The sequence below is a fragment of the Streptomyces sp. NPDC055078 genome, from assembly GCF_053607985.1.
This window is the reverse complement of sequence record NZ_JBSGUP010000209.1, coordinates 1-12,039: the sequence shown is the minus strand read 5'-3', so window position 1 is coordinate 12,039 and position 12,039 is coordinate 1. Positions and strand designations below refer to the sequence as shown.

Below are 12,039 nucleotides of genomic sequence, written 5' to 3'. Positions count from 1 at the left end.
GAGGCAGAGCGGTGCGGGTCGGGCGCGGGACGAAAGGGGCCGGGCGCGGGCGGGGGTGAGCGGGCACAGACGCACCCCCGCCCGGTGCCGGAGTCAGCTCCAGCGGCTCACCTCGACGTTCTCCAGGACTCCCAGCGCGTCGGGGACCAGAACCGCGGCCGAGTAGTACGCCGTGACCAGATAGGAGATGATCGCCTGCTCGTCGATGCCCATGAAGCGCACGGAGAGGCTCGGCTCGATCTCGTCCGGGATACCGGCCTGCTGGAGGCCGATGACCCCCTGCTCGGCCTCACCCGTACGCATACAGATGATCGAGGTGGTCCGGGCCTGCGTCACCGGGATCTTGTTGCACGGGAAGATCGGCACCCCGCGCCAGGCCGGCACATGACTGCCCCCGATCTCCACACTGTCGGGGACCAGCCCCCGGCGGTTGCACTCGCGTCCGAACGCCGCGATCGCCCGGGGGTGGGCGAGGAACAGCTTGGAGCCGCGCCGCCGGGAGAGCAGTTCGTCCATGTCGTCCGGGGTGGGCGCGCCCTCGTGCGGCTGGAGGCGCTGCCCGTAGTCGCAGTTGGCCAGGAGCCCGAACTCGCGGTTGTTGATCAGCTCGTCCTCCTGGCGCTCGCGCAGCGCCTCGACGGTGAGCCGCAACTGCTGCTCGGTCTGGTTCATCGGCTGGTTGTAGAGATCGGCGACCCGGCTGTGGACCTTCAGCACGGTCTGGGCCACGCTCAGCTCGTACTCCCGCGGAGCGCCTTCGTAGTCCACGAAGGTGTGGGGGACGACCGCCTCGCCGACATGACCCGCGGAGAGGTCGATCGCCGCCTCGCCGTACTTGTTGGTCCGCTGTCGCGGAATGGCCGCGAGGCCCGCGAGATGCTCGCGGAGCGACTCGGCGCGCTCCGCGAGGTTCAGCACATCGCTCCTGGTCAGCACGAGGACCGTGCACGCTGTCGCGGCCCGGGCGGTGTACTGCCAGGTGGCGTCGCCGTCGACGATCGCGTCCTCACCGAAATACGCTCCGTCGGCCAGGACGCCGAGGACCGCCTCGTCCCCATAGGGGCCGGTGCCGATCTGCTCCACCCGGCCGTGCGCCAGCAGGAAGACCCGGTCCGTCGCCGTACCCGCGTCGGCCAGCACCCGGCCCGCCGCGAACTCCCGCTGCTCACAGCGGGCGGCCAGCTCGGCGAGGGCCGCCTCGTCCGCGAACTCCCGGAGGGCGGGCAGCTCGCCCAGTTCAGCGGGGATGACCGTCACCCGGTCACCGGTCTGCACAAAGGTCACCCGGCCGTCGCCCACCGCGTACGTCAGACGGCGGTTCACCCGGTAGGTGCCACCCTGCACCTGCACCCACGGCAGCATACGCAGCAGCCACCGCGAGGTGATCTCCTGCATCTGCGGAACCGACTTGGTGGTGGTCGCGAGGTTCCTTGCGGCTGCGGTGCCGAGGCTCTGCTGTTTCGGCGCTTGCTCACGGACCTCGTCGCCGACGGAACCAACCGAACCAACCGACATAGAACTCCCTCTCGATCATGGCCTGATCCGCAGGCCGGCTCATGGCCTGACCTGCGAGAGAAAGCTTTCCAGCACCCACTGCCCCCGGTCCATTACACAAACGGATGGGACTATTTCCGTACCACCTGGGCACATTGCACGGAACTCGACAGTCCGGTCGATGCGCTGACCGGATCGGTTCGCACACTCCTAGAACGCGTGGCTCTCCCACGGCAGGTGGAGTAAAAGCACGGTACGGCGCATTTCGCACCGTGCCCTCGCACTCCCTGGAGCCGGTCGTGTCCTCACCTATGCCCGCGAGCAGTTTCCTTGACGCACTGCGCACCGAAGGGCTGACAGTCGTCCAGGTCGGCGACTGGCGCACGCACAACCGCAATCACAAGGGGCCATGGGGCCCCGTGCACGGCGTGATGATCCACCACACCGTCACCAAGGGCACCGCGCACACGGTCGCGCTCTGCCGCGACGGCCACAGCGACCTGCCGGGCCCGCTGTGTCACGGTGTCATCGCCAAGGACGGCACCGTCCATCTCGTCGGCTACGGCCGCACCAACCACGCCGGGTCGGGCGACGACGACGTCCTGCGCGCGGTCATCGCGGAGAAGGCCCTCCCGCCCGCGAACGAGGCGAACACCGACGGCAACCGCCATTTCTACGGCTTCGAGTGCGAGAACCTCGGCGACGGCAAGGACCCCTGGCCCAAGGTCCAGCTGGAGGCCATCGAGAAGGCCGCCGCCGCGGTCTGCCGCCACCACGGCTGGACCGCACGCTCGGTCGTCGGGCACCTGGAGTGGCAGCCGGGCAAGCCGGACCCGCGCGGATTCACCATGGCCTCCATGCGCGAGCGCATCCACGAACGCCTGAAGTGACAGACATCGACGCGCCCGGCTTTCGGTGTCCGTCGTCCGGCGTCCGGGAGAACCGCCTGGTGGCGAGAACGGGGACGTCGCGGTGGCCTGCGACGGTTGTGCGGCGGTTGTGCGGCGGTCCCCGGCCGGGTCCCCGGCGGTTACGGCCGCCACACGCCGCGGGTCCGGGACTTCACGCCGCGGATCCGGGACTTCACGCCGCGGGTCCGGGGCTTCACGCCGCGGGCTCCCACCTGAACCCGTCCGGGTCGGTGAAGGCTTCGGCGTCGCCGCCGATCGTGAGCCGGTGGGACCCGCTGCCCTCCGGCGCGACCCCGGCGACCTTGGCCAGGCCGCGGCGTCCGTACAGCGACAGCTTGATGGGACTCGACGAACCGTCGAACTCGACGTACTTGCTGCCGAAGCTCTTCGCGACCGTGAGGCCGCGGTCGACGTAGAACTGCTTGGTCGCGGCCATGTCCGAGACGCCCAGCAGGAGAACGATCTCATCGATCTTTCGGCTGTCCGGTCCGGTGTCCTTCTTCGACGAGCTGGCGAGCTGCCAGATCGTCCCGTCCGGGGCCCGCACGACGCCGCCGTAGCCCCACAACGACTTCTTGGCCGGCTTCAGCTCGGTGGCACCGGCGGCCAGGGCTGCGCCGAAGAAGCCGTTGACGATCGACGGCTGGGAGACCACGAGCGACACCGTGAACCCGCGGAAGCCGGACGTCGGCCCCTCCGGGGGCCGCAGACGTACCTGTCTGCCCAGGCCGAAGGCATCCGTGTAGAAACGCTCGGCGGCCGTGGGGTCGGCCACCTCAAGGGTGAGGCAATCGATGGAGTTCATGGCATTCAAGCTAGCCGCGGCCCGGTGACCGGCGCTTCTTGAATCCTGACCGGTGTCACATCGACCGCGTTCGCCCAAACGTTCGAAGAGTGCGTCGGGCTGGCCGTGGAACGACTGTTTGTGGCCAAAAAAGGCTCTACGGTCCGACCGCGCCGGCCGCCGAGGGCGCCTTCGCCCCGGGGCAGCGCGGTCGTCGCCGTCCTCAGGGCAGGCGGAGTCGCCGTCCTCACGGGTCAGGCGGAGTCGCTGTCCTCCTCCCGATAGGCGGCGGCCTCCTCCAGGTCCAGGCGGCGCAGTAGCGCACGCATCATCTCGTCGTCGATCCGCCGCTGGTCCCGCAGCCGGACGAACACCTCGCGCTCGGCGTCGATCATCTGCCGGGCGAGCCGGCGGTAGGTTTCGTCCGTCGACTCGCCGGTGATCTCGTTCACGGCCCCGAGCCGCTCCCAGACGGCGTTGCGCCGCCGTTCCAGGACGGTCCGCAGCCGGTCCGCCAGCGGCTGGGGCAGCGTGTTGCGCTCGTCCGCGAGCAGTTCGTCCAGCCGGCGTTCGGCCGCCTGCGACGCCTCGTTCTGCGCCTGGGCCTCGGCCAGGGTCTCGGCATGGGCATCCCGCCGGGGGAGCTTCAGCAGGCGGATGAGCGCGGGGAGGGTGAGCCCCTGCACCACCAGGGTGCCGATCACGGTGGTGAAGGTCAGGAACAGCACCAGGTTGCGGGACGGGAACGGGTCGCCGCCCGTCGTCGTCAGCGGGATGGAGAAGGCGATCGCCAGCGAGACGACCCCGCGCATCCCGGCCCACCCGACGATCACCGGCGCCCGCCAGTCGACACCGGGCTCCCGCTCCCTGATCCGCCGGGACAGCTTGCGCGGCAGAAACGTCGCCGGGAAGACCCAGACGTACCGCACCACGACGACGAGGAGGAAGACGCCGAGCCCGTACCAGAGCGATTCGGCGACGCCGTACTCACCGAGCCCTTCCAGGACGTACGGGAGCTGGAGGCCGATCAGCGCGAAGACGGCGGACTCCAGGAGGAACGCGACCATCCGCCACACCGCCTCCTCCTGGAGCCGGGTGGCGAAGTCGACCTGCCAGCGGCGGTGGCCGAGATAGAGGGCGACGACGACCACGGCGAGCACTCCGGAGGCGTGCACCCGCTCGGCGGCGGCGTAGGCGACGAAGGGGATGAGCAGCGACAGGGTGTTCTGGAGGAGCGCCTCCCTGAGGTGGGTGCGCAGCCAGTGGATCGGCACCATCAGCACCAGACCGACGGCCACCCCGCCGATCGCGGCGACGGCGAACTCCGTGATGCCCCCGGCCCAGCTCGCGCCCTCTCCGACGGCCGCCGCGACGGCGACCTTGTACGCGGTGATCGCGGTCGCGTCGTTCACCAGGGACTCGCCCTGGAGGATGGTGGTGATCCGGTTCGGCAGCCCGAGCTTCCGGGCGATCGCGGTCGCGGCGACGGCGTCCGGGGGCGCGATCACCGCGCCCAGCACCAGCGCCGCCGTCAGCGGCAGGTCCGGCATCAGCAGATGGGCGAGGTAGCCCACGGCGAGGGTGGCGAACAGTACATAGCCGACCGAGAGCAGCGCCACCGGCCGGGCGTTGGCCCGCAGATCGAGATACGAGCTGTCGAGCGCGGCCATGTGCAGCAGGGGCGGCAGCAGCAGCGGCAGCACGATGTGCGGATCGAGCGTGTAGTCCGGCACTCCGGGGATGTACGCGGCGATCAGTCCCATGGTCACCAGGAGCAGGGGCGCCGGTACGGGGGTCCTGCGGGCCGCTCCCGCGATCACGGCGCTGACCGCGATCAGCGCCACCAGGGGCAGTGGGTCCATACGCCGTTCCTCACGTCCGTCCGGGCGTCGTCGCCGGGGGAAGGCGATCTGTCGTCACCGGTTTATGCCATCTACGTGCACATGTCACATATACCGCCCCCGGGCGTGCCCTCGGCACCCCGGAACCTGTCCGCCGGGCCCTCGGGTCCGAGACCCGCCGGGCCCCGAAGCCTGCCCGCCGGATATTGCCGCGCTCTCGCCGTGAAGGTCCGCCGTCCGCGCCGTAACCTGGCCATCATGAGCGAGTGTCCGCATGTAGCAGCGCTGCCCCGGCCCGAGCCCCCGCCTTTGACGGAGACCTGCCCGGAGTGCCTGATCGCCGGTACTCAGCCGGTGCATCTGCGGCTCTGTCTGGACTGCGGCCATGTGGGCTGCTGCGACTCGTCACCGCTGCGGCACGCTCGGGCGCACTTCACGGAGTCCGGGCACGCGGTGATGCGGAGCTTCGAGCCGGACGAGAGCTGGCGGTGGTGCTTTGTCGACGGTTCGATCGTCTGACCCGTGGGTACGTTCAACCCTCCACCACTTCCGTTCAATTGGACCCCGCAAACCCCTAGGCACTGTGCGTGGTCGTATGCCTACCATGAGTGACAGCGGCTGAGAGTGGGGGTCCGGCGAACAGGGCACCATGGATCGCGATAGCGTCGCCGGGCCAGTACCGGCTACGTACGACTGCGTAGCGACGGCTTCGGGATCACTCCCGCGGCCCCGAAAGAGCGTGTGTCTCCTTGGAGGTGAGGGTGTCCCAGATCACAGGCGAGCCCGGGACCCAGGACTTCGTGGAAGTCCGGCTGCCCGCTGCGGGTGCCTATCTGTCGGTGTTGCGCACGGCCACGGCCGGACTCGCGGCGCGTTTGGACTTCACCCTGGACGAGATCGAGGATCTGCGGATCGCGGTCGACGAGGCGTGCGCGATTCTGCTGCAGCAGGCGGTTCCCGGCTCGGTCCTCAGCTGTGTCTTCCGGCTCATCGACGACTCGCTGGAGGTCACGGTCTCCGCGCCGACGACCGACGGCCGGGCGCCCGAGCGTGACACCTTCGCGTGGACGGTGCTGTCCGCGCTGGCCGGCAAGGTCGAATCCACGGTCGCCGACGACCGTACGGTCTCCATCAGCCTGTACAAGCAGCGCGGCGCGGGACCCGGGCCGGCGTGAGGAACGGGGACGGTCCGGTGCGGAACGAGGACGGTCCGGTGCGGGACGAGCCTCCCGCGGTGCACGAGATCCCGGAGCAGCAGGCCCGGCCGCACCCGGTGGACGGACTCGACGGTGAGACGGCCGCGGCGGGCGACGCGCAGGCGCGGGCCGGGGGTGCGACCTCCGGCTCCGCCGAAGGGACCCCTGCCCGGGCGGAGCCCTTGGGGAGGGCAGGCCACATGAGCGAGCATGTGCACGAGAAGCAGCAGCGTCACGATCCGCACGACCGCAGTGGCGCGCGGGCGAAGTTCATCGAGCTGCGCGAGCTGCCCGACGGCTCGGCGGAGCGGGCGGAGCTGCGCAATCAGCTGGTGCGGATGCACCTCCCGCTGGTCGAGCACCTGGCGCGGCGGTTCCGCAATCGCGGGGAGCCGCTGGACGATCTCACCCAGGTCGCCACGATCGGGCTGATCAAGTCGGTGGACCGGTTCGATCCCGACCGGGGCGTCGAGTTCTCGACGTACGCCACCCCGACGGTGGTCGGCGAGATCAAGCGCCATTTCCGGGACAAGGGCTGGGCGGTCCGGGTGCCGCGCCGTCTCCAGGAACTGCGCCTCGCGCTGACGACGGCGACGGCCGAGCTGTCCCAGCAGCACGGCCGCTCCCCCACGGTGCACGAGCTGGCCGAGCGGCTCGGCATCTCGGAGGAGGAGGTGCTGGAGGGCCTGGAGTCGGCGAACGCGTACTCCACCCTCTCCCTGGACGTCCCCGACACGGACGACGAGTCCCCCGCCGTCGCGGACACCCTGGGCGCGGAGGACGAGGCGCTGGAAGGCGTCGAGTACCGCGAGTCGCTGAAGCCGCTGCTGGAGGATCTGCCGCCGCGCGAGAAGCGCATCCTGCTGCTGCGTTTCTTCGGCAATATGACCCAGTCCCAGATCGCCCAGGAGGTCGGCATCTCCCAGATGCACGTCTCCCGGCTGCTGGCCCGCACCCTCGCCCAGCTCCGGGAAAAGCTCCTGGTGGAGGAGTAACCGCCCCGGAGGCGTGGCCACCCGCCGCGCCTCCCCCCGGGCCGGCCGTCCGCACCCCGCGCCGACGGGGACTTCGTCGCGGGCGGTACGGGTGCGGTGCCCCTCAGGGCGTCTCCGGGCATTACGGGTGCGGCCCCCGGGTACAGGCGCGGCCCCGGGCAGTACGGGGCGCGGTGCCCTCAGGCGTCGCGGGCGCCCGGCCCCCGGATGTCCAGGGCCTGAGTGGTCGTCGGGTGCACCAGCAGCACCAGGCCCGACACGGCCACCATCGCGACCAGGATGCCCAGCGGGATCAGTCCGCTCGTCGACCGCAGCAGCGTCCACGCCGGGATCAGCGCCAGCAGATGCGTGATCAGCGCCGGGCCCCGGCTCCAGCTGCGCTGCCGCAGCAGCCCCAGCGCGGCGATCAGGGGGAGCGCGCCGAGTGCGATCATCGTCACTCCGCCCATCTCCGCCTGCGAGGGGTTGTCGGGCCGCCCCAGCAGCCCCATCACCAGCATGTAGACGCCGTACCCGGCCAGTGCCAGCCCCTCCAGGCCGGACACCGCCGCCGCGGCGGTCACGCGGGCAGGGCGAGGCGTCTGGTCAGTACTCACCCCAGCAGCGTAGCCGCCACCCCACCCTGCGGACGAAGCCCGGCCATGAACCAGCCCCTCCGGCCAAATCCAGCCCCTCTGGGGTCCCTCCCAGGCGAAGCTCTGGGGGAGATTGAGGAGCTGGGGGTCCCCCCACGCCGCAGGGCGTAGGGGGCGGTTCGGGGCAGCGCCCCGACACGAACCCGCCACAAGCGGTGAGGCGCGGCGCAGGGGCCGCACGGTCAGTGCAAGGGACCCGGGTCGCCGGGCGCGGGGGTCCGGGTGAGGAAGGGCTCCAGCAGGTCCGGGACCGCGGTGGAGGCGAAGGCGAGGCCCTCGCTCTCCCCCGCGTCGTACACCGCGTACCCCCCGGCCCCCGCCGCCGTCGTCGCGATGACGGTCAGCACCCCCGCGCGGCGCTGGAAGACGGACTGCTGGACGGTCCAGCCGATGACTCCACCGCGCTGAAGGGCGACGGTCGCGCGGCGGACGGTGCCGGAGCGGGTGACGAGGTAGTCGCCGCTGATGGCGTGGCCCAGACTGCGGTAGGCGTCCAGGGCGAGGAGGACGGCGGCCGGCAGCGCGACGACGGCGCAGGCGGCGGCGATGTACAGCAGGACGGAGGTCAGCCACAGGCCCAGCGCGGTGAGCACCGCGAGCGGGAGGAGCACGGCCCACAGCGCCCAGCGCAACCGGCGGGTACGGGCGGCCGGTGGATGCGGGGTGAGGGGCGCGCTCGTCGGGGTGACCGGCTCGCGCAGCACCTGCCCGGCCACGGCGTCCGCGAACGCGCGGGGCGCGGGCGGCAGCAGCACCTGAAGGTCGGCGTTCTTGTCCTGCTCGTCCTGGGCGATGCCGGTGGCGACCGCGTCCACCCGGGCCGCGCCGGCCAACCGCACACCGAGCGGCTCTATCAGCTCGACCCCGCGCAGCCGGCGCTCCTCGATGGAGATGGACCGGGCGGTGAACAGTCCGCGCCGTACCCGCAGGGTGCCGCCCGGCTCGCGCTCCAGGCGGTAGTTCCACCACATCTCGACCCACAGGCCGAGGGCGCCCACGATGCCCGCGGCCAGGGCGGCGAGGGCGAGCGCGACGACCGTCACGGCCACGGAGGTGTCGCGGAAGCGGTCGCCGACCCAGTCGATGACCTCGTTCTGGGCCCCGAACCAGTCGCTGACCTGCATGACCGCTCCGGCCGCCGCGCCACCGAGCAGCGGGGCGACGAAGGACAGCGGGGCGTACCGTATCCAGGCCGCGTCGACGGCGGCGAGGACGCCCTCGCGGTGGGTGCCCGGGGCGCTCGGGGCGCTGCGGCGGCCGAGCAGTTCGGTGCGCAGCCGCTCCCCCTCCGGCTGGGCGACGGCCTTGAGCATCAGGGTGGACAGTCCGCTGCCGCTCTGTTCGCCGGTGCCGATACGGACCTTCACCAGGCCGAGTATCCGCAGCAGCGGGTTCGCGGTCAGATCGACGCTGCGGATGCGCTCACGGGCCAGGGAGCGCCGTTTCACCAGCAGCAGTCCGGTGTGGAGTTCGACGCGGTCGGCACCGATGCGATAGCGGGTCCTGCGCCAGTTGAGGTATTCGGCGCCCGCGCCGCCGAGGACCAGCGCCACCCCGGCGCTCAGCAGCACGGAGATGCCCACTCCGCGCCGGGGCCCGCTGCCGAACCAGGCGCCGCCGGAGAGCCCCAGCAGGACGGGCAGACAGATACCGCCCGCGATGGAACTCATGAGGGCGGCGGTGACGAGGACCGCCCGCTTGTCGAGCCTGCGCCACGCCTCGCCGACCGGTTCGGGGGCAGCTCCCGCGGCGCCTGAACCGGCCGGGGGTACGCCCGCCCCGGAGACGGCACCTGGGTCGTCCCAGGAGCCCGGGGCCGTACCGCCGTCGTTCACGTCGCGTCCCCGGGCGTCGCCTGGGTGATGTGCGTCAGCCGCTCGGCCAGCTCCGCCGCCAGTTCGTGGTCGAGCCCCTCGATCTTCAGCTCCCCCTTGGAGGAGGCGGTGGTGACGGTGACGGTGGCCAGTCCGAAGGAGCGCTCCAGGGGGCCGCGTACGGTGTCCACGGTCTGGATGCGGGACATCGGCGCGACCCGCCACTCCACCCACAGGGCGCCGGTACGGACATAGACGGCCTCGTCGGTGACCTCCCAGCGGTGCACCCGGTACTGCCAGGCGGGGAAGACGGCGGCGGCGATCAGCCCCAGCAGGGCGAGCGCCGCGGCGGTGGCGAGCAGCCAGGTGCGGGCGGGCGTGATGAGCCAGCCCAGCACCCCCGGCACCACGGCGAGCACCACGGTGGTGATCAGCGCCTGGACCCGCCACCAGGGCACGGCCCGTCTGTCGAGCCGGTTGTTCGGCGGCCTGAGCCGCACCGCGCCTTCGCCTTCGCCCTCCCCCGCCGTCGTCATCGGATCAGCGTCCTCTCCTGGTGCGGTACGCGGCGATGAGCGCCGCGGTCGAGCTGTCGAGGTGCTCGCCGCCCTCGCCGCCGGTCAGTACGGGTTCGATCCGCTTGGCGAGGACCTTGCCCAGCTCGACGCCCCACTGGTCGAAGGAGTCGATGTTCCAGATCGCGCCCTGGACGAACACCTTGTGCTCGTACAGCGCGATCAGCTGGCCGAGCACGGACGGCGACAGCTCATCGGCGAGGATCGTCGTGGTGGGGTGGTTGCCCGGGAAGGTCTTGTGCGGCACCAGTTCCTCGGGGACGCCCTCCGCCCGTACCTCCTGCGCGGTCTTTCCGAAGGCGAGGGCCTGGGTCTGGGCGAAGAGGTTGGCCATCAGCAGATCGTGCTGGGCGACCAGGCCGGGCGGCAGATCGGGGACCGGCCGGGCGAAACCGATGAAGTCGGCGGGGATGACCTTGGTGCCCTGGTGGATCAGCTGGTAATACGCGTGCTGGCCGTTGGTGCCGGGGGTGCCCCACACCACGGGGCCGGTCTGCCACTCGACCCGATGGCCGTCGCGGTCCACGGATTTTCCGTTGGACTCCATGTCGAGCTGCTGGAGATAGGCGGTGAACCTGCTCAGATAGTGGGAGTACGGCAGCACCGCGTGCGACTGGGCGCCGAAGAACTCGCCGTACCAGATCCCCAGCAGACCGAGCAGCAGCGGTGCGTTGGCCTCGGCGGGTGCCGTACGGAAGTGTTCGTCGACCAGATGGAAGCCGTCGAGCATTTCCCGGAAGCGGTCCGGGCCGATCGCGATCATCAGGGAGAGGCCGATGGCAGAATCATAGGAATATCGTCCGCCGACCCAGTCCCAGAACTCGAACATGTTCGCCGTGTCGATGCCGAAATCGGCGACTTTCCCGGCATTGGTCGACAGCGCCACGAAATGCCGGGCGATGGCGTCGGGACCGGCCCGGAGTTCGGTGAGGAGCCAGTCGCGGGCGGCGGTGGCGTTGGTGATGGTCTCGATGGTGGTGAAGGTCTTCGAGGCAATGATGAACAGCGTCTCGGCCGCGTCCAGGTCGCGTACGGCCTCATGCAGATCGGCACCGTCGACGTTCGATACGAAACGGAAGGTGAGATCGCGCTCGGTGAAGGAGCGAAGCGCCTCGTACGCCATCGCCGGACCGAGGTCGGATCCGCCGATACCGATGTTGACGACGTTTCTGATGCGCTTGCCGGTATGACCGGTCCACTCACCCGATCGGACCTTGCCGGAGAACGCGGCCATGGTGTCGAGAACGGCGTGCACGGCGGGGACGACATTCTCGCCGTCGACCTCGATGACGGCTTCCCGGGGCGCGCGCAGCGCGGTGTGCAGAACGGCCCGGTCCTCGGTGGTGTTGATCCTCTCGCCGCGGAACATCGCGTCCCGCAGTCCGGCCACATCCGTCGCCGCCGCCAGATCGCGCAGCAGGGCCAGGGTCTCGTCGGTGATCAGATGCTTGGAGTAGTCGAGGTGGAGATCGCCGACACGCAGGGTGTACGCGCTGCCGCGCGCCGGGTCGGCCGCGAACAGCTCGCGCAGCCGGGTCGGGGCCAGTTGGTCGTGGTGCTTGCCGAGGGCGGTCCACTCGGGCGTCTGATGGAGTCGGGGGCGGCCATGTGCGTTCACTCGGACATCAGCTCACTTCTGTTCGTACCTGCCTGCTCTCCCACCCGCTCCAACCTAATTGATCAGACGGGCCGGTGAGGGAAGGCCGGTCGGCGCCCGGGGCCGGCGGCTGAGCGGAGAGCCCGTACACGTCCCGTACAGGTGCGAAAAAGGTCCGGCCGGGCACCCCTGGGGTG

Annotated in this window: 11 protein-coding genes; 4 read left to right on the top strand and 7 right to left on the bottom strand. The window is 70.8% G+C overall.

The features are described from left to right. Positions 1–93: 93 nt before the first annotated feature. Positions 94–1,515, bottom strand: coding sequence for a family 2B encapsulin nanocompartment shell protein (locus ACWF94_RS19045; protein ID WP_453489253.1), 1,422 nt, complete (start codon positions 1,513–1,515; stop codon positions 94–96). Between the two features lie 278 nt (positions 1,516–1,793). Here ACWF94_RS19045 and ACWF94_RS19040 point away from each other — a divergent pair, with 278 nt between their 5' ends. Next, positions 1,794–2,384, top strand: a complete 591-nt coding sequence (locus ACWF94_RS19040; protein ID WP_453489250.1) for an N-acetylmuramoyl-L-alanine amidase — start codon at positions 1,794–1,796, stop codon at positions 2,382–2,384. 214 nt (positions 2,385–2,598) lie between these two features. Here ACWF94_RS19040 and ACWF94_RS19035 read toward each other — a convergent pair whose 3' ends face one another. Then, complete coding sequence (locus tag ACWF94_RS19035; RefSeq protein ID WP_453489247.1) at positions 2,599–3,210, bottom strand: glyoxalase; 612 nt, start codon at positions 3,208–3,210, stop codon at positions 2,599–2,601. Between the two features lie 233 nt (positions 3,211–3,443). Continuing rightward, positions 3,444–5,051: a Na+/H+ antiporter gene (locus tag ACWF94_RS19030; protein ID WP_453489244.1), complete on the bottom strand. Its 1,608-nt coding sequence runs from the start codon at positions 5,049–5,051 to the stop codon at positions 3,444–3,446. Positions 5,052–5,288: 237 nt separating this feature from the next. Here ACWF94_RS19030 and ACWF94_RS19025 point away from each other — a divergent pair, with 237 nt between their 5' ends. The 3 genes from ACWF94_RS19025 (at position 5,289) to ACWF94_RS19015 (ending at position 7,221) form a co-directional block, all read left to right on the top strand. Beyond that, the gene (locus tag ACWF94_RS19025; RefSeq protein WP_453489241.1) at positions 5,289–5,549 is read left to right on the top strand and encodes a UBP-type zinc finger domain-containing protein; all 261 of its coding nucleotides are present in this window, start codon (positions 5,289–5,291) and stop codon (positions 5,547–5,549) included. A 242-nt stretch (positions 5,550–5,791) separates the two neighbouring features. Then, positions 5,792–6,205 carry an anti-sigma regulatory factor gene (locus ACWF94_RS19020; RefSeq protein WP_453489238.1) on the top strand — a complete coding sequence of 138 codons (414 nt, stop codon included), beginning with the start codon at positions 5,792–5,794 and terminating at the stop codon, positions 6,203–6,205. Continuing rightward, positions 6,202–7,221, top strand: a complete 1,020-nt coding sequence (locus tag ACWF94_RS19015; RefSeq protein ID WP_453489235.1) for an RNA polymerase sigma factor SigF — start codon at positions 6,202–6,204, stop codon at positions 7,219–7,221. Before ACWF94_RS19020 ends, ACWF94_RS19015 begins: the two co-directional genes overlap by 4 nt. Before the next feature lie 179 nt (positions 7,222–7,400). Here ACWF94_RS19015 and ACWF94_RS19010 read toward each other — a convergent pair whose 3' ends face one another. The 4 genes from ACWF94_RS19010 to pgi all read right to left on the bottom strand — a co-directional run bounded on the left by ACWF94_RS19010 (position 7,401) and on the right by pgi (position 11,863). Beyond that, the gene (locus ACWF94_RS19010; RefSeq protein WP_453489232.1) at positions 7,401–7,817 is read right to left on the bottom strand and encodes a hypothetical protein; all 417 of its coding nucleotides are present in this window, start codon (positions 7,815–7,817) and stop codon (positions 7,401–7,403) included. Positions 7,818–8,038: 221 nt separating this feature from the next. Beyond that, positions 8,039–9,526, bottom strand: coding sequence for a PH domain-containing protein (locus tag ACWF94_RS19005; protein ID WP_453489256.1), 1,488 nt, complete (start codon positions 9,524–9,526; stop codon positions 8,039–8,041). A gap of 161 nt (positions 9,527–9,687) precedes the next feature. Beyond that, positions 9,688–10,206, bottom strand: coding sequence for a PH domain-containing protein (locus tag ACWF94_RS19000; RefSeq protein WP_453489229.1), 519 nt, complete (start codon positions 10,204–10,206; stop codon positions 9,688–9,690). Positions 10,207–10,210: 4 nt separating this feature from the next. Then, positions 10,211–11,863 carry a glucose-6-phosphate isomerase gene (gene pgi, locus ACWF94_RS18995; RefSeq protein WP_453489226.1) on the bottom strand — a complete coding sequence of 551 codons (1,653 nt, stop codon included), beginning with the start codon at positions 11,861–11,863 and terminating at the stop codon, positions 10,211–10,213. Positions 11,864–12,039: the final 176 nt, after the last annotated feature.

What these genes read in the sequence shown, in the direction of transcription:
- ACWF94_RS19045 (WP_453489253.1), bottom strand. Translation starts at nt 1,515, where the DNA reads ATGTCGGTTGGTTCGGTTGGTTCCGTCGGCGACGAGGTCCGTGAGCAA.
- ACWF94_RS19035 (WP_453489247.1), bottom strand. Translation starts at nt 3,210, where the DNA reads ATGAACTCCATCGATTGCCTCACCCTTGAGGTGGCCGACCCCACGGCC.
- ACWF94_RS19030 (WP_453489244.1), bottom strand. Translation starts at nt 5,051, where the DNA reads ATGGACCCACTGCCCCTGGTGGCGCTGATCGCGGTCAGCGCCGTGATC.
- ACWF94_RS19025 (WP_453489241.1), top strand. Translation starts at nt 5,289, where the DNA reads ATGAGCGAGTGTCCGCATGTAGCAGCGCTGCCCCGGCCCGAGCCCCCG.
- ACWF94_RS19005 (WP_453489256.1), bottom strand. Translation starts at nt 9,526, where the DNA reads ATGAGTTCCATCGCGGGCGGTATCTGTCTGCCCGTCCTGCTGGGGCTC.
- ACWF94_RS19000 (WP_453489229.1), bottom strand. Translation starts at nt 10,206, where the DNA reads ATGACGACGGCGGGGGAGGGCGAAGGCGAAGGCGCGGTGCGGCTCAGG.